The organism is Kitasatospora sp. NPDC096147, from assembly GCF_044763225.1.
Lineage (GTDB): Bacteria > Actinomycetota > Actinomycetes > Streptomycetales > Streptomycetaceae > Kitasatospora.
This window is the reverse complement of the sequence record NZ_JBIWFX010000002.1, coordinates 1,065,934-1,082,841: the sequence shown is the minus strand read 5'-3', so window position 1 is coordinate 1,082,841 and position 16,908 is coordinate 1,065,934. Positions and strand designations below refer to the sequence as shown.

The window sequence follows — 16,908 nt, the reverse complement described above, 5'->3', positions numbered from 1 at the left end:
CTCCGCCCGCAACACCGCGAAGTTCTCGATGATCCCGTTGTGCACCACCGCCACCCGACCACCGTCATCCAGATGCGGATGCGCATTCGCATCCGTCGGCCCCCCATGCGTCGCCCACCGCGTATGCCCGATCCCGGTGGTGCCGGCCGGCAACGGTTGCTCCGCCAGGGCCTTCTCCAGGTTCACCAGCTTCCCGGCCCGCTTCTCGCTCGCCAGCTCCGACCGTCCGTCAGGTCCGGGTGTCTGAATCGCCACACCGGCCGAGTCGTAACCCCGGTACTCCAGTCGCCGTAGCCCTTCGACGACCACGTCCATGGCTCCCTGAGAGCCCACATAAGCCACAATTCCGCACATAAGGTCAGCATATGCGTGGCCCACGTCACGGGCTCGGTGCACCTCGTGACCGACACCACAGCACCCGCCCGCCCCGGAACGGCCCACAATGGAGCACGTGCTGACCGAACTCTGTACGAGGGGCGCGACCGCGACGCCCACCCCCTCCCCGTACGTGGATCTGGACCGGGCCGAGTGGAGCGCCCTGCGCGAGCGCACCCCGATGCCGCTGACCGCCGACGAGGTCGAGCAGCTGCGAGGCCTGGGCACGGCACTCGACCTGGACGAGGTCCGGGACGTCTACCTGCCGCTCTCCCGGCTGCTGAACCTCTACATCCACGCCACCCACGAGCTGCGCGGCACCCTCGGGACCTTCCTGGACACCCCGGACACCGAGCGCACCCGCACCCCCTTCGTGATCGGGGTGGCCGGCTCCGTCGCGGTCGGCAAGTCCACCACCGCCCGCCTGCTCCAGGCCCTGCTGGCCCGCTGGCCCGAGCACCCCCGGGTCGAGCTGGTCACCACCGACGGCTTCCTGCTCCCCAACGAGGAGCTCCGCCGCCGCGGCCTGATGGCCCGCAAGGGCTTCCCCGAGTCCTACGACCGCCGGGCGCTGACCCGCTTCGTGGCGGACGTGAAGGCCGGCAAGGACCGGGTGACCGCCCCGGTCTACTCGCACCTGGTCTACGACATCGTCCCGGACCAGCGCCTCACCGTGGAGCGCCCCGACATCCTGATCGTCGAGGGGCTGAACGTGCTCCAGCCGGCCCTGCCCGGCACCGACGGCCGCACCCGCCTCGCGGTGGCCGACTACTTCGACTTCTCCATCTACGTGGACGCCCGCACCGACGACATCGAGCGCTGGTACCTGTCCCGCTTCAAGAAGCTCCGGGACACCGCCTTCCAGGACCCGAACTCCTACTTCCGCCGCTTCACCGAGGTGCCGGAGGAGGAGGCGATGGAGTACGGCCGCCAGGTCTGGCGCACCATCAACAAGCCCAACCTGCTGGAGAACGTCCTCCCCACCCGGGGCCGGGCCACCCTGGTGCTCCAGAAGGGCGCCGACCACAAGGTCCGCCGCGCCCTGCTCCGCAAGCTCTGAGACGCACTCAGGCCCCCACCGGAGGTGGGGGCCTGAGTGGCAGTCAGCAGAAAGGCGTCAGCCGAGGTGGGTGCGCACGGCCTCCGCCAGCCGCTCGGCGACGGCCTTGGCCTGCACCTCGTCGGCCGCCTCCACCATCACCCGCACCAGCGGCTCGGTGCCGGAGGGGCGCAGCAGCACCCGCCCGGTGGCCCCCAGCTCGGCCTCGGCGGCCGTGACGGCGGCGGTCAGCTCGACCGAGCTGCCGACCCGGGTCCGGTCCACGCCCTTGACGTTGATCAGGACCTGCGGCAGCCGGGTCATCACGGCGGCCAGGTCGGCCAGCGGCTGCTTGGTGGCGGCCAGCCGGGCGCCGAGCATCAGACCGGTCAGGGTGCCGTCGCCGGTGGTCGCGTGGTCCAGCAGGATCACGTGGCCGGACTGCTCGCCACCGAGCGCGAAGCCGTGCTGCTTCATCTCCTCCAGCACGTAGCGGTCGCCGACGGCGGTCTGCACCAGGTCGACGCCCTCGCGCTCCATGGCCAGCTTGAAGCCGAGGTTGGACATCACGGTGGCCACCGCGGTGTTCCCGCGCAGCGTGCCGGCCTCCTTCATGGCGACCGCGAGGATGGCGATGATCTGGTCGCCGTCCACCTCGTTGCCGTCCGCGTCGGCGGCCAGGCAGCGGTCGGCGTCGCCGTCCAGGGCGATGCCCAGGTCGGCCTTGTGCTCCCGCATCGCGGTGCGCAGCTTGTCCAGGTGGGTGGAGCCGACGCCGTCGTTGATGTTCAGCCCGTCGGGCTCGGCGCCCAGCGTGTAGACCACCTCGGCGCCGGCCCGGGCGAACGCCTCGGGGGCGACCCGGGCGGCCGCGCCGTGCGCGCCGTCGATGACCACCTTCACGCCGTCCAGCCGGTTCGGCAGCACCGCGATCAGGTGGGCGACGTAGCGGTCGAAGCCCTCGGTGTACTGGCGGACCCGGCCGACGGCCGCGCCGGTCGGACGCTGCCAGTTCTCGTCGGTGCCGACGCCGTACCGGTGGTAGTGCGCCTCGATGGCGTCCTCGATGCCGTCGTCCAGCTTGTGGCCGCCCCGGGCCAGGAACTTGATGCCGTTGTCCGGCATCGCGTTGTGGCTGGCCGAGAGCATCACGCCGAAGTCGGCGCCCAGCACACCGGTGAGGTACGCCACGGCCGGGGTCGGCAGCACGCCGACCCGGAGCACGTCCACACCGGCGCTGGCCAGTCCGGCGATCACCGCCGCCTCCAGGAACTCCCCGGACGCCCTCGGGTCACGGCCGACCACCGCCACCGGCCGGTGGCCGGCGAAGGCCCCCGCGTCACCGAGCACGTGCGCGGCGGCCACCGACAGGCCGAGCGCCAGTTCGGCGGTCAGGCCCTCGTTGGCCACGCCGCGCACACCATCCGTACCGAAAAGTCGTCCCACGTCTTCCGTCCTCCGTCACCGTTTCACCAGCATTCTGACAGGCAGAATCCTGCGCGCCGACGAGCCCCCGCACAGGCGCTCGAACGCGAAAAGCACGACGCCCCGGAGCACACGGAGTGCTCCGGGGCGTACAGGCACACCCTGGGGTGCGGACCATCGAAACGGTACGCCCCCCGGCGGGGATGCTTAGCGCTTGCTGTACTGCGGCGCCTTGCGGGCCTTCTTGAGACCGGCCTTCTTGCGCTCGACGGCACGCGCGTCACGCATCAGGAAACCGGCCTTCTTGAGCGCGGCGCGGTTGTTGTCCACGTCCGCCTCGTTCAGCGCACGGGCGACGCCGAGGCGCAGCGCGTAGGCCTGACCGGAGACGCCGCCACCCGAGATGCGGGCCACGACGTCGTAACGGCCGTCCAGCTCGAGGAGCTTGAAGGGCTCGTTCACGGTCTGCTGGTGCACCTTGTTGGGGAAGTAGTTCTCCAGGGTGCGACCGTTGATCTTCCACTTGCCGGTGCCCGGAACGATCCGGACGCGGGCGATGGCCTCCTTGCGACGGCCGAGGCCGGCGCCGGGGACGGCCTCGCCGAAGCGGCCGGCCAGGGACTCGGAGGTGTAGGTCTCCTCCGAGGTGAAGTCGCCCTCGACGTTCTCGTCGAACTCGACCTCAAGGGTGCTCTCGATGGCAGTCTCGGCCACGATGTTCCTCAGCTTTTCAGTGATGGGGGCTTGGTGGCCGGAATTACTGCGCGACCTGGGTGATCTCGAACGGCACCGGCTGCTGGGCAGCGTGCGGGTGCTGGTCGCCCGAGTAGACCTTCAGCTTGGAGAGCATCTGGCGGCCCAGGCTGTTCTTGGGGATCATGCCCTTGATGGCCTTCTCGACGGCCTTCTCCGGGTTGTTCGCCAGGAGGTCGTCGTAGCGGACCGAGCGGAGACCGCCCGGGAAGCCGCTGTGGCGGTACGCCATCTTCTGGGTCTTCTTGTTACCCGACAGGTGCACCTTGTCCGCGTTGATGATGATGACGAAGTCACCGGTGTCAACGTGCGGCGCGTAGATCGCCTTGTGCTTGCCCCGGAGGAGGTTGGCGGCCTGGGAGGCCAGGCGGCCGAGCACGACGTCTTGCGCGTCGATGACGTGCCACTGACGCTGGACGTCGCCGGGCTTGGGGCTGTACGTACGCACGGTCGTAGCCTTCGCTTTTCAGTGAGTGAGTCCTGACAGGAGCACCCGGGCGGGGGATCAGCCTGGCTCCACTTGGACGCAATTCAAGGGGAAGCCGCTGGTCATCGGCCTTGGTGTCTCCGGCGTACCGACCTCTCACGTGAGATGGAGCGAGCCAATACGCACAACAAGGGCCCAGCCTACCGGGCGGGTCCGTACGGGTCAAAAACGCTCAGCGGTCCCGCTGGACCCGGGTCTCGTCCCAGACCGGCTCCTTGGACTCGTAGACCCGGCCGTCCGAGCCGAAGACCAGGAAGCGGTCGAAGGTCTTGGCGAACCAGCGGTCGTGGGTCACGCACAGCACGGTGCCCTCGAACGCCTCCAGGCCCTGCTGCAGCGCCTCCGCGCTCTCCAGGTCCAGGTTGTCCGTCGGCTCGTCCAGCAGCAGCGCGGTGACGCCGTCCAGCTCCAGCTTGAGGATCATCAGCCGGGCCTGCTGACCGCCGGACAGCGACTCGAACTTCTGCTCCTCCTGCCGGTCCAGCTCGTACCGGCGCAGCGCGCCCATCGCCGCACCCCGGCTGAGCGCGTGCTCCTCCTCGATGATCGACCTGACGGTCCGTCCGAGCAGCTCCGGGTGGGCGTGGGTCTGCCGGAAGTGGCCGGGCACCACCCGGGCGCCGAGCCGGAACGAACCGGAGTGCTTCACCGACTCGTCGCCGGCCAGCAGGCGCAGGAAGTGCGACTTGCCCGAGCCGTTGGAGCCCAGCACGCCGACCCGCTCGCCGTAGAAGACCTCCAGGTCGAAGGGCTTCATCAGGCCGGTGAGCTCCAGCTGCTCGATGGTGAGCGAGCGCACACCGGTCCGGCCGCCCTTGAGCCGCATGGTGATGTTCTGCTCGCGCGGCGGCTCCTCCGGCCGGCCGGCCTCCTCGAACTTCTTCAGCCGGGTCTGCGCGGCGGCGTACCGGGTGGCCAGCGCGTGGCTGACGGAGGCGGCCTGACGGAGGTTCACCACCAGCTTCTTGAGCTTGGCGTGCTCCTCGTCCCAGCGCCGGCCCAGCTCCTCGAAGCGCTCGAAGCGCTCCTTACGGGCCTCGTGGAAGGAGTCGAAGCCGCCGCCGTGCACCCAGACCGAGCTGCCGCCGCCACCGAAGCCGGTCTCGACGCTGATGATCTTGTCGGCGGAGCGGGAGAGCAGCTCGCGGTCGTGCGAGATGAAGAGCACGGTCTTCGGGGTGGCCTTGATGGCCTCCTCCAGCCAGCGCTTGCCGGGCACGTCGAGGTAGTTGTCCGGCTCGTCGAGGAGCAGCACCTCCTCGGGGCCGCGCAGCAGCGCCTCCAGCACCAGGCGCTTCTGCTCGCCGCCGGAGAGGGTGTTCAGCCCGCGGAACTGGGCCCGGTCGAACGGCATGCCCAGCGCGGCGGTGGTGCAGACGTCCCAGACCGTCTCGTAGTCGTAGCCGTCGGCGTCGGCCCAGTCCGAGAGCGCCTGGGCGTACGCCATCTGCGACTTCTCGTCGTCCTGCGCCATCATCGCCAGCTCGGCGGCGTCCACCGCCTTGGCCGCGGCGGCGATCCGCGGCGGCGCCACCGAGACCAGCAGGTCACGGACCGAGGCGTCGGCGGGCAGCGCGCCCGGCGTCTCCCGCTGGTCCTCCCGGCCGGTGGTCCCGACGAACTGGCGCATCACACCCAGCCCGCCGCTGACCGTCACGGTGCCGCCGTGCGGCTGGGTGTCCCCCGCGATCATGCGCAGCAGGGTGGTCTTGCCGGCCCCGTTGGCCCCGACCAGCGCGACGGCGGAGCCCTCGCCGACCCGGAAGGACGCGTCGTCGAACAGCACCCGCCCGTCCGGCAGGTAGTACTCCAGGTGCGAAATCTCGACGTGTCCCATGGCAGGGATTGTGCCGCCTTCCGCCCATACGGCCCAAACCGTTTTGGCCTCACCCCGGGGTGCTGAGGAAATCGGTCACGCCGGGGGCGCGGGGAACCGCGCGCAGGGGAAGGGCAGCAGGTGCGACCGGCTCGCCTGCCCCGACCTCACGCCGGTCCGCCTTCCGTACTCGCGCAGGTCCCCGCGCCCCTGCGGGGCGTCAGGTGCCGGGGAGGGTCCGCATCCTGCGGGCCAACCGGTTCCGCTCCGCGAGCTGGTCGTCGGCCGGGTAGCCGACCTCCTCCAGCGTCAGCCCGTACGGCCGGACCACGTTGACCGCCGAGTTCCGCACCCGCCCCGCGAGCACCTCGCCGGGGAACCCCACCGGCCGGTGCCCGTCGCCGACCAGCAGCATCGCCCCGACCAGCGAGCGCACCATGTTGTGGCAGAACGCGTCCGCCCGCACGGTGGCCACCGCCAGCGAGCCCTCCTGCGCGGCGTAGGAGTCCACCGGCACCCGGTCCCAGTGCAGCTCCAGCAGCGTCCGGATGGTGGTGGCGCCCTCCCGCTTCTTGCAGTACGCGGCGAAGTCGTGCTCCCCCAGCAGCAGCCGGGCCGCCTCGTTCATCTTCTCCACGTCCAGCGGCCGGTCGTGCCAGAGCACGTGCCCCCGCAGCAGCGGGTCCACCCCGCCCGGGTGGTCGGCCACCCGGTACGCGTACCGCCGCCAGACCGCGGCGAACCGCGCGTCGAAGCCGCTCGGCGCCTCCGAGACCCGGTAGATCCGGACGTCGGCCGGCAGCCGCCCGGCCAGCCGCCGCAGCAGCTTGTCGCCGTGCTCGGCCCACAGCTCCACCGGCAGGTCGACGTGCGCGACCTGGCCACGGGCGTGCACCCCGGCGTCGGTCCGCCCGGCCACCGTGAGCGGGAAGGGCTCCTGACTGCGCGTCACGATCTGCAGCGCGCTCTCGATCTCCTCCTGCACGGTGCGCCGCCCCCGCTGGCGGGCCCAGCCGGAGAACTCGGCACCCTGGTAGGCGAGGTCCAGCCGGATCCGCACGGACCCGTCCGCCGGGCCGTCCTTGACCGGGGGCTGCTCGGCGCAGTCGTTCACCACGTACGTACTCCTAGGAAAAGGGAACGGGCCCGCTCCCCGGTGAAGGGAGCGGGCCCGGACGTCACCTGAGAAGGTGTCAGGCCTTGTCGGCCTCGACCTCGGTGGCCTCGGTCTCCTCGACCGCGGTCTCCTCGGCCTTGGCGTCGGCCTCCTTGACGGCACGCTTGGTGGCCGCCTCGGCCTCGCCGACGGCGTTCTGCGCGACGGTGAGGGCCTCGACCAGCTCGATCACGGCCATCGGGGCGTTGTCGCCACGACGGGTGCCGATCTTGGTGATGCGGGTGTAACCGCCGGGGCGGTTCTCGTACCGCGGGGCGATCTCGGTGAAGAGGGTGTGCAGCACCGACACGTCGGTGATCGTCTTGCGGACGATGCGACGGTTGTGGATGTCGCCCTTCTTCGCCTTGGTGATCAGCTTCTCCGCCAGCGGGCGCATCCGACGGGCCTTGGCCTCGGTCGTGGTGATGCGGCCGTACTGGAACAGCTCCCGGCACAGACCGGCGAGCAGCAGCGGCTCGTGGTGCGGGCCGCCGCCGAGGCGGGCACCCTTCGTGGGACGCGGCATGCGTGACTCCTTGAATCTCCGACGCCGGCCGTATCAGGTACCGGTGCGGGCGTACGGGCACTGTTGCCCGCACGACTTGCATGAAGCGAGGCGGCCCGAGCGGGCCGCCCCACCACAAATCTCTTAGTACTGCTCGGTCTCCGCGTAACCCGCGTCGTCCAGGTCGTCGGCGCCGAAGGCGTCGGCGGCGGCGGTCGGGTCGAACCCGGGCGGGCTGTCCTTGAGCGCCAGGCCCATGCCGGCCAGCTTCGCCTTGACCTCGTCGATCGACTTCGCACCGAAGTTGCGGATGTCGAGCAGGTCGGCCTCGGAGCGGGCGACGAGCTCACCCACGGTGTGGATGCCCTCGCGCTTGAGGCAGTTGTACGACCGAACGGTGAGCTCCAGCTCCTCGATCGGCAGCGCCAGGTCGGCGGCCAGGGCGGCGTCCGTCGGGGACGGGCCCATGTCGATGCCCTCGGCGTCGATGTTCAGCTCGCGGGCGAGACCGAACAGCTCCACCAGGGTCTTGCCGGCCGAGGCCATGGCGTCACGGGGGCGCATGGCGGGCTTGGTCTCGACGTCGACGATCAGCTTGTCGAAGTCGGTCCGCTGCTCGACACGGGTGGCCTCGACCTTGTAGGTGACCTTCAGCACGGGGCTGTAGATCGAGTCGACCGGGATGCGGCCGATCTCCTGGCCGGAGGCCTTGTTCTGCACGGCGGAGACGTAGCCGCGACCGCGCTCGACGGTCAGCTCCATCTCCAGCTTGCCCTTGCCGTTCAGCGTGGCGAGGACCAGCTCGGGGTTGTGCACCTCGACACCGGCCGGGGGCGCGATGTCGGCGGCGGTGACCACACCCGGACCCTGCTTGCGCAGGTACATCACGACCGGCTCGTCGTGCTCCGAGGAGACGACCAGCTGCTTGATGTTGAGGATGAGGTCGGTGACGTCCTCCTTGACGCCCGGCACGGTGGTGAACTCGTGCAGGACACCGTCGACCCGGATGCTGGTGACGGCGGCACCGGGGATCGAGGAGAGGAGCGTGCGGCGGAGCGAGTTGCCGAGGGTGTAACCGAAGCCCGGCTCCAGCGGCTCGATCACGAACCGCGAGCGGAACTCGTCGACGACCTCTTCGGTCAGCGAGGGACGCTGAGCGATCAGCATGTTTTCAGATCCTCCTGTTGGACTCGGCACCCACTATTTGATGCCGAACAGAACCAGCGTACGGGGTCCGGCACGAAGCCGGACCCCGTACGAGGTTTGAAAACCCAGACTGCCCGAAGGCGCTGCGTCAGACGCGGCGGCGCTTCGGCGGACGGCAGCCGTTGTGCGGGGTGGGGGTGACGTCCTGGATCGAGCCGACCTCGATGCCGGTGGCGGACAGCGAACGGATCGCGGTCTCGCGGCCGGAGCCCGGGCCCTTCACGAAGACGTCGACCTTGCGCATGCCGTGCTCCATCGCGCGACGGGCAGCGGCCTCGGCGGCCATCTGCGCGGCGAACGGGGTGGACTTGCGCGAGCCCTTGAAGCCGACGTGGCCGGCGGAGGCCCAGGAGATCACGTTGCCCTGCGGGTCGGTGATCGAAACGATGGTGTTGTTGAACGTGCTCTTGATGTGCGCGTGGCCGTGAGCGACGTTCTTCTTTTCCTTGCGGCGGATCTTCTTCGCGCCGGCAGCCTGACGACCCTTGGGGGGCATAAGTCTGTATCTCCTACTGAGGTGGTCGGTCCGCTAACCCGCGGGCCGGAGGGATGTCCGGTTGACGGGCGGACTACTTCTTGCCCGGCTTCTTCTTGCCGGCAATCGCGCGACGCGGGCCCTTGCGGGTACGCGCGTTGGTGTGGGTGCGCTGACCGCGGACCGGCAGGCCACGGCGGTGACGCAGACCCTCGTAGCAACCGATCTCGACCTTGCGGCGGATGTCGGCGGCAACGGCGCGGCGGAGGTCACCCTCGACCTCGAAGTTCGCGTCGATGTACTGGCTCAGCTTGACCAGGTCGTCCTCGGTGATGTCGCGAACGCGGACATCCGGGTTGACGCCGGTCTCCGCGAGCGCGAGCTGCGCGCGGGTGCGGCCGATGCCGTAGACGTAGGTCAGAGCGATCTCGATCCGCTTCTCACGGGGGAGATCAACGCCTGCGAGGCGTGCCATTCATGGCTCCTGTGGTTCTTTCAGAGGTCTGACGTGCCACCTACTCCGACACCTCTCGGTGTGGGAGCCCCGGCCTCTGCACCGGGGGCGGCAGTCCCTCCCTCACGGGAAGGATCGGGTGGCCCGTTCGTGACGTTGTTCGCGTCGCGCGAAGCTGTGTCCACGCAAAGACGTACGAGAAATGCGGAGGCTGGATCAGCCCTGGCGCTGCTTGTGGCGCAGGTTGTCGCAGATCACCATGACCCGGCCGTGACGGCGGATCACCTTGCACTTGTCGCAGATCTTCTTGACGCTCGGCTTGACCTTCATGGTTCAGGTTCTCCGGGTCTAGATCTGACAGATGCTTCTTACTTGTACCGGTAGACGATCCGGCCTCGAGTCAGGTCATAAGGGCTGAGCTCCACGACAACCCGGTCGTCCGGGAGGATGCGGATGTAGTGCATCCGCATCTTGCCGCTGATGTGCGCGAGGACCTTGTGACCGTTCTGCAGCTCCACCTTGAACATGGCGTTCGGCAGGGACTCGATCACGGTGCCCTCGATCTCAATGGCGCCTTGCTTCTTTGCCATGAACTACGAGATCCACCTTCCGGGGAACGGCTACCGTATGCGGCACGCTCGTGCGAACCTGGGTTCACCCCCGCCCGAGTGGGTAGAGGGCGTGCAGAAGCACGCTACGAGTGAGCCGACGGTCCATCGTACGCCACGGGCCCAGCCACGCCAAAACCGGCCGGGCCGCGCCCTCAGAGGCTGGTGACCACGACCGGCTCGACGTGCGCGGTGCAGTGCGCGCACCGGCGGGCGGCTTCCGGGATCTCGCTCAGGCACTCCGGGCACGGGCGCTTGGCGGCCTTCGGCTTCTTCGGCAGGTAGCGGGCGGTCGCCTTGGTGACCGGCAGCACCACGCAGAAGTACAGCACCGCGGCGGTCAGCAGGAACGCGATCAGCACGTTCAGGAACTGCCCGTACGGGAAGGTGACGTCGAGCAGCGTGAAGCTGTACTGCCGGAAGTCGCCGGCCGCACCGACCACCACGCCGACCAGCGGGGTGAGGAAGGCGGCCACGAAGCCGGTCACCACCGCGGTGAAGGCCGAGCCGATGACCACACCGACGGCCATGTCGATCACGTTGCCGCGCATCATGAAGTCGCGGAATCCCTTGAGCACTTGCTCGTCCCCTTCTCAGCGGTTGTCAGCTGCTAAAAATAGGACAAACGGCCTGCAGGACGAAACCTGCAGGCCGTGGGTGTGCGGGACGCCTCAGCGCGGGCCGGTCAGCCCAGCGGGTCGGTCAGCCCAGCGGGTCGGGCGCGGCCACCACGCCGAGCTTCGCCAGCTCGGCCTTGCCGCCGTCGAAGGCGGTCAGCACCAGCGGGCCCTGCTCGGTGACGGCCACCGAGTGCTCCCAGTGCGAGGCCCAGGTGCCGTCGGTGGTCACCACGGTCCACTCGTCGTCCAGGATCGCGGTGTGCGGGGTGCCCAGCGAGACCATCGGCTCGATCGCCAGCACGGTGCCCGGGATCAGCTTGGGGCCCTTGCCCCGGCCGGCCACGTAGTTCAGCACGTGCGGCTCCATGTGCATCGCGGTGCCGATGCCGTGGCCGCCGTACCCCTCGGTGATGCCCCACTTGCCCTTGGGCGGCAGCGGCTGGCGGCGGACGAAGCCCTCGATCGCCCGGGACACGTCGACCAGGCGGTTGCCCTTCTTCATCTGGGCGATGCCGGCCCACATCGAGCCCTCGGTCACCCGGGAGAGCAGCTCGTTCTGCGGGGCGGTCTCCCCCACCGCGACGGTGATCGCCGCGTCGCCGTGCCAGCCGTCCACGATCGCGCCGCAGTCGATCGAGATGATGTCGCCCTCCTGGAGCACCCGCTCACCGGGGATGCCGTGCACGACCTCCTCGTTGACGGAGGCGCAGATCACGCCCGGGAACCACAGGCCCCCGTGGTGCGCGCGGAAGTTGGAGGTGGCACCGTGCCCGGTGATCACCTTGTCCGCGATGTCGTTCAGCTCCTGGGTGGTGATCCCCGGGGCCACCGCCTCCCGGCACGCCTTCAGCGCCTCGGCCACGACCAACCCGGCCACCCGCATCTTGGCGATCTGCTCGGGGGTCTTGATCTCCACCATCAGGGTTCCACGCCTTCCGTCCGTCCTGCTGCTTCACGTCTACGGTACGACGCGACGACGGCCGGGAAGCCCACGAGGGGCTTCCCGGCCGTCGTCAGCGAACCGTCAGGCGTCCTTCTTCAGCGCGCCGACGGCGCGCTCGGTGACCTCGTCGACCTTGCCCAGCGCCGAGATGGTGACCAGCAGGCCCTGCTGCTCGTAGTAGGCGATGATCGGCTCGGTCTCCGTGTGGTAGACCTCCAGCCGGGTCCGCACCTTCTCCTCGGTGTCGTCCGAGCGCTGGTACAGCTCGCCGCCGCACTCGTCGCAGACGCCCTCGGTCTTCGGCGGGTTGTAGACCACGTGGTAGACGTGGCCGCCGTCGTTGCGGCACAGCCGGCGGCCGGCGATCCGCTTGACGACCTCGTCCTCGGGGACCTCCAGGTCCAGCACGCCGTCGAGGGCGATGCCGAACTCGACCAGGATCTCGTCCAGGGCCTTGGCCTGGCCGAGGTTCCGGGGGAAGCCGTCCAGCAGGAAGCCGTCGGCCGCGTCGGGCTGCGACATGCGGTCCTTGGCCATCCCGATGGTGACCTCATCCGGCACCAGGCGACCCGCGTCCATGTACGCCTTGGCCTCGAGCCCCAGCGGGGTGCCCTGGCTGATGTTGGCGCGGAACAGGTCTCCGGTGGAGATGTGGGGAATGGACAGGGTCTTGGCCAGGACGTGCGCCTGAGTACCCTTCCCGGCCCCGGGAGGTCCGACGAGGACGATACGCATCAGCGGAGGAACCCTTCGTAATTACGCTGCTGGAGCTGGCTCTCGATCTGCTTCACAGTTTCGAGTCCGACACCGACGACGATGAGCACACTGGTGCCACCGAACGGGAAGTTTTGGTTCGCGTTGAAGGCGACCAGGGCGATCATCGGGATCAACGCGATCAGGCCCAGGTAGAGCGACCCCGGCCACGTGATACGGGTCAGCACGTAGTTAAGGTACTCGGCCGTCGGTCGGCCGGCCCGGATGCCCGGGATGAACCCACCATACTTCTTCATGTTGTCGGCAACTTCTTCGGGGTTGAAGGAGATGGCGACGTAGAAGAACGCGAAGAACACGATCAGCACGAAGTAGGTGGCCATGTAGATCGGGTGGTCACCGCGGACGAAGTTGGTGTTGATCCACTGGGCCCAGCCGGCCTGGCTGTTCGTCAACTGCGCCACCAGCGCCGGGATGTACAGCAGCGAGGAGGCGAAGATGACCGGGATGACACCGGCCTGGTTGACCTTCAGCGGGATGTAGGTCGAGGTGCCGCCGAAGGCGCGGCGGCCGATCATGCGCTTGGCGTACTGGACCGGGATCCGGCGCTGCGCCTGCTCGACGAAGATGACCAGGATCACGACGACGACGCCGATCGCGATCACGCTGAAGAACTCGACCCAGCCGCCGCCGATCTTGCCGGAGAGCTTGATCGCCCACATCGAGCCCGGGAAGCCGGACGCGATCGAGGTGAAGATCAGGATCGACATGCCGTTGCCGATGCCGCGGTCGGTGATCAGCTCACCGAGCCACATGACCACGGTGGTGCCCGCGGTCATGGTGATCACCATGGTGGCGATCCGGAACACCGACTGGTCCGGCACCACCTGGGTGGCGAGCGAGCAGCCCGAGAACAGGGCGCCGCTGGAGGCCGTCGCGACGATGCCGGTGCCCTGGAGCACCGCGAGCGCGATGGTCAGGTAGCGGGTGTACTGGGTGATCTTCGCGGTGCCGGCCTGGCCCTCCTTCTTCAGCGCCTCGAGTCGCGGGATCACGACGGTGAGGAGCTGGAGGATGATGCTGGCAGTGATGTACGGCATGATGCCGAGCGCGAAGATGGTCAGCTGGAGCAGTGCTCCACCGCTGAACAGGTTGACCAGACCGAACAGGCCGCTCTGGGACTGGTCCTTCAAGCACTGGTTCACCGCGACGAAGTCGACGCCCGGTACCGGAACGTGGGCTCCCAGCCGGAACAGCACCATGATGCCCAGCGTGAACAGCAGCTTCTTGCGCAGGTCGGGCGTCTGGAACGCCCGCGCGAACGCACTGAGCACGGTGCCTCCTGCGCCTCCCGCACGTCGTCGGCGGAAGGGTCGGTCCTGATGGGTGTGGGGTATTCGGTCCCCTTCGGGCTCCGGTCCTACCGGGTGGCGCGGGGCAAGCCCGGCCGCAGCCTACAAGGGAACTCCACGGACTCTAACAGTGCGCGGCCACCCGAAAGAAGCGCGTACCACCCCTCCCCCACGCACGGGGGACGGGATGCCCGTTTTGACACACAAAAGTCAGCAGAAAATCAGCCGGGAAAGCGCGGAACCCCGCACCTCCCGGAGGAGGTGCGGGGTTCCGCGTACGTTCAACGGGCTCAGAGGAGCTCGGTGACCGAACCGCCGGCGGCGGTGATCTTCTCGGCGGCGGAGCCGGAGACGGCGTCCACCGTCACCTGCAGCGCGACCGCGATGTCGCCCTGGCCGAGGACCTTGACGAGCTCGTTCTTGCGAACGGCGCCCTTCGCGATCAGGTCGGCCACGGTGACCTCGCCACCGTTCGGGTAGAGCTCGGCCAGCTTCTCCAGGTTCACGACCTGGAACTGCTTGTGCGCCGGGTTCTTGAAGCCCTTCAGCTTCGGCAGGCGCATGTGGAGGGGCATCTGCCCACCCTCGAAGCGCTGCGGAACCTGGTAGCGGGCCTTGGTGCCCTTGGTACCACGACCTGCGGTCTTACCCTTGGAACCCTCACCACGACCGACGCGGATCTTGTCGGTCTTGGCACCGGGGGCCGGGCGCAGGTTGTGGATCTTGATCGGCGAGTTGTCTGCCATTTCAGTCCACCTCCTCGACCGTGACGAGGTGACGAACGGTGTGGACCATGCCGCGGATCTCCGGGCGGTCCTCCTTCACCACGGTGTCGTTCAGCCGCTTGAGGCCGAGCGAACGCAGGGTGTCACGGTGGTTCTGCTTGCTGCCGATGTACGACTTGGTCTGCGTGACCTTCAGGCGAGCCATCAGGCGCTCACCGCCGCAGCGGTACCGGCGGCACGGGCGCGCAGCAGCGCGGCCGGGGCGACGTCCTCGAGCGGCAGGCCACGACGGGCCGCGATCTCCTCGGGGCGCACGAGGCCCTTCAGAGCGGCAACGGTGGCGTGCACGATGTTGATCGCGTTGTCCGAGCCGAGCGACTTCGACAGGATGTCGTGGACGCCGGCGCACTCCAGGACGGCACGCACCGGGCCACCGGCGATGACGCCGGTACCGGGGGACGCCGGCTTCAGGAGCACGACGCCGGCGGCCTTCTCACCCTGGATCGGGTGCGGGATGGTGCCCTGGATACGGGGGACCTTGAAGAAGTTCTTCTTGGCCTCCTCAACACCCTTGGCGATGGCGGCCGGAACCTCCTTCGCCTTCCCGTAACCGACACCCACGGTGCCGTCACCGTCGCCCACCACGACCAGCGCGGTGAAGCTGAAACGACGACCACCCTTGACAACCTTGGCGACACGGTTGATCGCGACCACGCGCTCGACGTAAGCGGTCTTCTCGACAACCGGGGCGCCGCCCCGCTCGTCACGCTTACGGTCGCGCCGCTCGCCACCGGTGCCGCGACCGGCGCCGCCTTCGCGGCGCTGGGGTCCAGCCATTGGTATTACCTCTCTCGTTTACGTCCGTCGACAGAGTCGACGAGCGGCTTAGAAGTCGAGCCCGGCCTCGCGGGCCGCGTCCGCCAGGGCGGCGATGCGGCCGGCGTACCGGTTGCCCGCGCGGTCGAAGACGACCGACTCGATGCCGGCGGCCTTGGCGCGCTCGGCGACCAGGCTCCCGACCTTCTTGGCCAGCTCGGTCTTGTCGCCCTCGTTGCCCTTGATGGACACGTCGAGGGTGGACGCCGACGCCAGGGTGTGACCCTTGGCGTCGTCGATGACCTGGGCGACCATGTGGCGGTTCGAGCGCGTCACAACGAGGCGCGGACGCACCTCGGTGCCGACGACGCGCTTGCGAACGCGGATCGCGCGGCGCTTGCGGGCGGCGTTCTTGTAGCCGTTGCCCTTGCCGATCTTGACAGAGACGGTCATGGCTTACTTACCACTCTTTCCGACCTTGCGGCGGATGACCTCGCCCGCGTACTTGACACCCTTGGCCTTGTACGGGTCGGGCTTCCGCAGCTTGCGGATCTTCGCGGCGACCTCGCCGACCTTCTGCTTGTCGGTGCCGTCCACGTGGAACTTGGTGGGCGACTCGACGACGAAGGAGATGCCCTCCGGCGCCTGGACCAGGATCGGGTGGCTGTAGCCGAGCTGGAACTCCATGTCGGAGCCCTTCGCCGCGACACGGTAACCAACACCGCTGATCTCGAGCGACTTGCGGTAGCCCGCGGTCACGCCGGTGATCATGTTCGCCACCAGCGTGCGGGAAAGGCCGTGGAGGGCCTTCGACTGACGCTCGTCGTTGGGGCGGGTGACGAGCAGCGTGCCGTCCTCGCCCTTGCCGATCTCGATCGGCGCGGCGACGACGTGGGTGAGGGAGCCCTTCGGGCCCTTCACCGAGACCGCCTGGCCATCGATGGTGACGTCCACGCCGGCGGGAACCGGGATGGGCAGCCGTCCAATGCGAGACATTGCTGTACCTCCGTTTCCCGAATTACCAGACGTAGGCGAGAACTTCTCCGCCTACGCCCTTCTTGGCGGCCTGCTTGTCCGTGAGGAGACCCGAGGACGTGGAGATGATCGCCACGCCCAGGCCGCCGAGGACCTTCGGCAGGTTGGTGGACTTTGCGTAAACGCGCAGACCCGGCTTGCTGATGCGCTTGATGCCGGCGATGGAGCGCTCACGGTTGGGGCCGAACTTGAGCTCGATGGTCAGCTTCTTGCCGACCTCGCCCTCAACCGGCTCGTCAACCTTGTAGGAGGAGATGTACCCCTCCTGCTGCAGGATCTCGGCGACGTGCGCCTTGAGCTTGCTGGCCGGCATCGCCACGGTGTCGTGGTACGCCGAGTTCGCGTTACGCAGACGCGTGAGCATGTCTGCGATGGGGTCGGTCATGGTCATGATGGCCTCAGGCCTC

The 16,908-nt window shown here is 68.7% G+C and carries 22 protein-coding genes and 1 pseudogene; 1 reads left to right on the top strand and 22 read right to left on the bottom strand.

All coding sequences use genetic code 11. The features are described from left to right. Window positions 1-354: pseudogene (locus ACIRBX_RS10530) on the bottom strand (glutamine--fructose-6-phosphate aminotransferase); the annotation flags it as partial. Window positions 355-442: 88 nt separating this feature from the next. On the opposite strand from ACIRBX_RS10530, the gene coaA reads away from it, so the two are divergent. After that, entirely contained in the window at window positions 443-1,435 is a 993-nt protein-coding gene (gene coaA / locus ACIRBX_RS10525) for a type I pantothenate kinase (RefSeq protein ID WP_402295244.1), read from the top strand. A gap of 57 nt (window positions 1,436-1,492) precedes the next feature. On the opposite strand, the gene glmM is transcribed toward coaA, so the two are convergent. The 21 genes from glmM to rpsH form a co-directional block, all read right to left on the bottom strand. Next, a complete protein-coding gene (gene glmM, locus ACIRBX_RS10520) occupies window positions 1,493-2,860 on the bottom strand; it encodes a phosphoglucosamine mutase (protein WP_402295242.1) in 1,368 nt (455 codons plus the stop codon). A gap of 186 nt (window positions 2,861-3,046) precedes the next feature. Further along, a complete protein-coding gene (rpsI, locus tag ACIRBX_RS10515; protein ID WP_402295240.1) occupies window positions 3,047-3,553 on the bottom strand; it encodes a 30S ribosomal protein S9 in 507 nt (168 codons plus the stop codon). Window positions 3,554-3,596: 43 nt separating this feature from the next. After that, on the bottom strand, window positions 3,597-4,040 hold the full coding sequence (rplM, locus tag ACIRBX_RS10510) for a 50S ribosomal protein L13 (protein WP_396296768.1): 444 nt from the start codon (window positions 4,038-4,040) through the stop codon (window positions 3,597-3,599). A 211-nt stretch (window positions 4,041-4,251) separates the two neighbouring features. Further along, a complete protein-coding gene (locus tag ACIRBX_RS10505; RefSeq protein ID WP_402295238.1) occupies window positions 4,252-5,916 on the bottom strand; it encodes an ABC-F family ATP-binding cassette domain-containing protein in 1,665 nt (554 codons plus the stop codon). Between the two features lie 199 nt (window positions 5,917-6,115). Next, window positions 6,116-7,012, bottom strand: coding sequence for a tRNA pseudouridine(38-40) synthase TruA (truA, locus tag ACIRBX_RS10500; RefSeq protein WP_402295236.1), 897 nt, complete (start codon window positions 7,010-7,012; stop codon window positions 6,116-6,118). 76 nt (window positions 7,013-7,088) lie between these two features. Continuing rightward, entirely contained in the window at window positions 7,089-7,577 is a 489-nt protein-coding gene (rplQ, locus tag ACIRBX_RS10495; protein ID WP_402295234.1) for a 50S ribosomal protein L17, read from the bottom strand. 123 nt (window positions 7,578-7,700) lie between these two features. Continuing rightward, window positions 7,701-8,723: a DNA-directed RNA polymerase subunit alpha gene (locus ACIRBX_RS10490; RefSeq protein WP_030232516.1), complete on the bottom strand. Its 1,023-nt coding sequence runs from the start codon at window positions 8,721-8,723 to the stop codon at window positions 7,701-7,703. A 127-nt stretch (window positions 8,724-8,850) separates the two neighbouring features. Beyond that, window positions 8,851-9,258, bottom strand: a complete 408-nt coding sequence (rpsK, locus tag ACIRBX_RS10485; protein ID WP_345697565.1) for a 30S ribosomal protein S11 — start codon at window positions 9,256-9,258, stop codon at window positions 8,851-8,853. Between the two features lie 73 nt (window positions 9,259-9,331). Next, on the bottom strand, window positions 9,332-9,712 hold the full coding sequence (gene rpsM / locus ACIRBX_RS10480) for a 30S ribosomal protein S13 (RefSeq protein ID WP_345286202.1): 381 nt from the start codon (window positions 9,710-9,712) through the stop codon (window positions 9,332-9,334). A gap of 195 nt (window positions 9,713-9,907) precedes the next feature. Further along, window positions 9,908-10,021 (bottom strand): 50S ribosomal protein L36, encoded by a 114-nt coding sequence (rpmJ, locus tag ACIRBX_RS10475; protein WP_003956441.1) that lies wholly within the window; start codon window positions 10,019-10,021, stop codon window positions 9,908-9,910. Between the two features lie 38 nt (window positions 10,022-10,059). Then, window positions 10,060-10,281: a translation initiation factor IF-1 gene (gene infA / locus ACIRBX_RS10470; RefSeq protein ID WP_003956442.1), complete on the bottom strand. Its 222-nt coding sequence runs from the start codon at window positions 10,279-10,281 to the stop codon at window positions 10,060-10,062. Window positions 10,282-10,454: 173 nt separating this feature from the next. Beyond that, entirely contained in the window at window positions 10,455-10,877 is a 423-nt protein-coding gene (mscL, locus tag ACIRBX_RS10465; protein ID WP_402295232.1) for a large conductance mechanosensitive channel protein MscL, read from the bottom strand. A 124-nt stretch (window positions 10,878-11,001) separates the two neighbouring features. Continuing rightward, window positions 11,002-11,838, bottom strand: coding sequence for a type I methionyl aminopeptidase (gene map, locus ACIRBX_RS10460; protein ID WP_402295230.1), 837 nt, complete (start codon window positions 11,836-11,838; stop codon window positions 11,002-11,004). A 105-nt stretch (window positions 11,839-11,943) separates the two neighbouring features. After that, window positions 11,944-12,597, bottom strand: coding sequence for an adenylate kinase (locus tag ACIRBX_RS10455; RefSeq protein ID WP_402295228.1), 654 nt, complete (start codon window positions 12,595-12,597; stop codon window positions 11,944-11,946). Beyond that, on the bottom strand, window positions 12,597-13,907 hold the full coding sequence (gene secY, locus ACIRBX_RS10450) for a preprotein translocase subunit SecY (protein ID WP_402295226.1): 1,311 nt from the start codon (window positions 13,905-13,907) through the stop codon (window positions 12,597-12,599). Before secY ends, ACIRBX_RS10455 begins: the two co-directional genes overlap by 1 nt. A gap of 308 nt (window positions 13,908-14,215) precedes the next feature. Then, window positions 14,216-14,671, bottom strand: a complete 456-nt coding sequence (gene rplO / locus ACIRBX_RS10445; protein ID WP_402295224.1) for a 50S ribosomal protein L15 — start codon at window positions 14,669-14,671, stop codon at window positions 14,216-14,218. A gap of 1 nt (window position 14,672) precedes the next feature. Beyond that, window positions 14,673-14,855 carry a 50S ribosomal protein L30 gene (rpmD, locus tag ACIRBX_RS10440; protein WP_014136270.1) on the bottom strand — a complete coding sequence of 61 codons (183 nt, stop codon included), beginning with the start codon at window positions 14,853-14,855 and terminating at the stop codon, window positions 14,673-14,675. Then, on the bottom strand, window positions 14,855-15,487 hold the full coding sequence (gene rpsE / locus ACIRBX_RS10435; protein WP_402295222.1) for a 30S ribosomal protein S5: 633 nt from the start codon (window positions 15,485-15,487) through the stop codon (window positions 14,855-14,857). The genes rpmD and rpsE overlap by 1 nt, the downstream gene beginning before the upstream one ends. 48 nt (window positions 15,488-15,535) lie before the next feature. Then, a complete protein-coding gene (rplR, locus tag ACIRBX_RS10430) occupies window positions 15,536-15,919 on the bottom strand; it encodes a 50S ribosomal protein L18 (protein ID WP_345286219.1) in 384 nt (127 codons plus the stop codon). A 3-nt stretch (window positions 15,920-15,922) separates the two neighbouring features. Further along, complete coding sequence (rplF, locus tag ACIRBX_RS10425; RefSeq protein ID WP_402295220.1) at window positions 15,923-16,462, bottom strand: 50S ribosomal protein L6; 540 nt, start codon at window positions 16,460-16,462, stop codon at window positions 15,923-15,925. Between the two features lie 22 nt (window positions 16,463-16,484). After that, on the bottom strand, window positions 16,485-16,892 hold the full coding sequence (gene rpsH / locus ACIRBX_RS10420; RefSeq protein ID WP_402295218.1) for a 30S ribosomal protein S8: 408 nt from the start codon (window positions 16,890-16,892) through the stop codon (window positions 16,485-16,487). Between the last annotated feature and the right edge of the window lie 16 nt (window positions 16,893-16,908).

Bases quoted from the DNA above. Each gene is read 5' to 3' on its own strand.
- rpmJ (WP_003956441.1), bottom strand. From the start codon at position 10,021: ATGAAGGTCAAGCCGAGCGTCAAGAAGATCTGCGACAAGTGCAAGGTG.
- rpsH (WP_402295218.1), bottom strand. From the start codon at position 16,892: ATGACCATGACCGACCCCATCGCAGACATGCTCACGCGTCTGCGTAAC.
- ACIRBX_RS10505 (WP_402295238.1), bottom strand. From the start codon at position 5,916: ATGGGACACGTCGAGATTTCGCACCTGGAGTACTACCTGCCGGACGGG.
- map (WP_402295230.1), bottom strand. From the start codon at position 11,838: ATGGTGGAGATCAAGACCCCCGAGCAGATCGCCAAGATGCGGGTGGCC.
- rpmD (WP_014136270.1), bottom strand. From the start codon at position 14,855: ATGGCTCGCCTGAAGGTCACGCAGACCAAGTCGTACATCGGCAGCAAG.
- ACIRBX_RS10490 (WP_030232516.1), bottom strand. From the start codon at position 8,723: ATGCTGATCGCTCAGCGTCCCTCGCTGACCGAAGAGGTCGTCGACGAG.
- rplF (WP_402295220.1), bottom strand. From the start codon at position 16,462: ATGTCTCGCATTGGACGGCTGCCCATCCCGGTTCCCGCCGGCGTGGAC.
- rplQ (WP_402295234.1), bottom strand. From the start codon at position 7,577: ATGCCGCGTCCCACGAAGGGTGCCCGCCTCGGCGGCGGCCCGCACCAC.
- rplO (WP_402295224.1), bottom strand. From the start codon at position 14,671: ATGGCAGACAACTCGCCGATCAAGATCCACAACCTGCGCCCGGCCCCC.
- rplR (WP_345286219.1), bottom strand. From the start codon at position 15,919: ATGACCGTCTCTGTCAAGATCGGCAAGGGCAACGGCTACAAGAACGCC.
- infA (WP_003956442.1), bottom strand. From the start codon at position 10,281: ATGGCAAAGAAGCAAGGCGCCATTGAGATCGAGGGCACCGTGATCGAG.
- rpsM (WP_345286202.1), bottom strand. From the start codon at position 9,712: ATGGCACGCCTCGCAGGCGTTGATCTCCCCCGTGAGAAGCGGATCGAG.
- rpsK (WP_345697565.1), bottom strand. From the start codon at position 9,258: ATGCCCCCCAAGGGTCGTCAGGCTGCCGGCGCGAAGAAGATCCGCCGC.
- rpsE (WP_402295222.1), bottom strand. From the start codon at position 15,487: ATGGCTGGACCCCAGCGCCGCGAAGGCGGCGCCGGTCGCGGCACCGGT.
- coaA (WP_402295244.1), top strand. From the start codon at position 443: ATGGAGCACGTGCTGACCGAACTCTGTACGAGGGGCGCGACCGCGACG.
- ACIRBX_RS10455 (WP_402295228.1), bottom strand. From the start codon at position 12,597: ATGCGTATCGTCCTCGTCGGACCTCCCGGGGCCGGGAAGGGTACTCAG.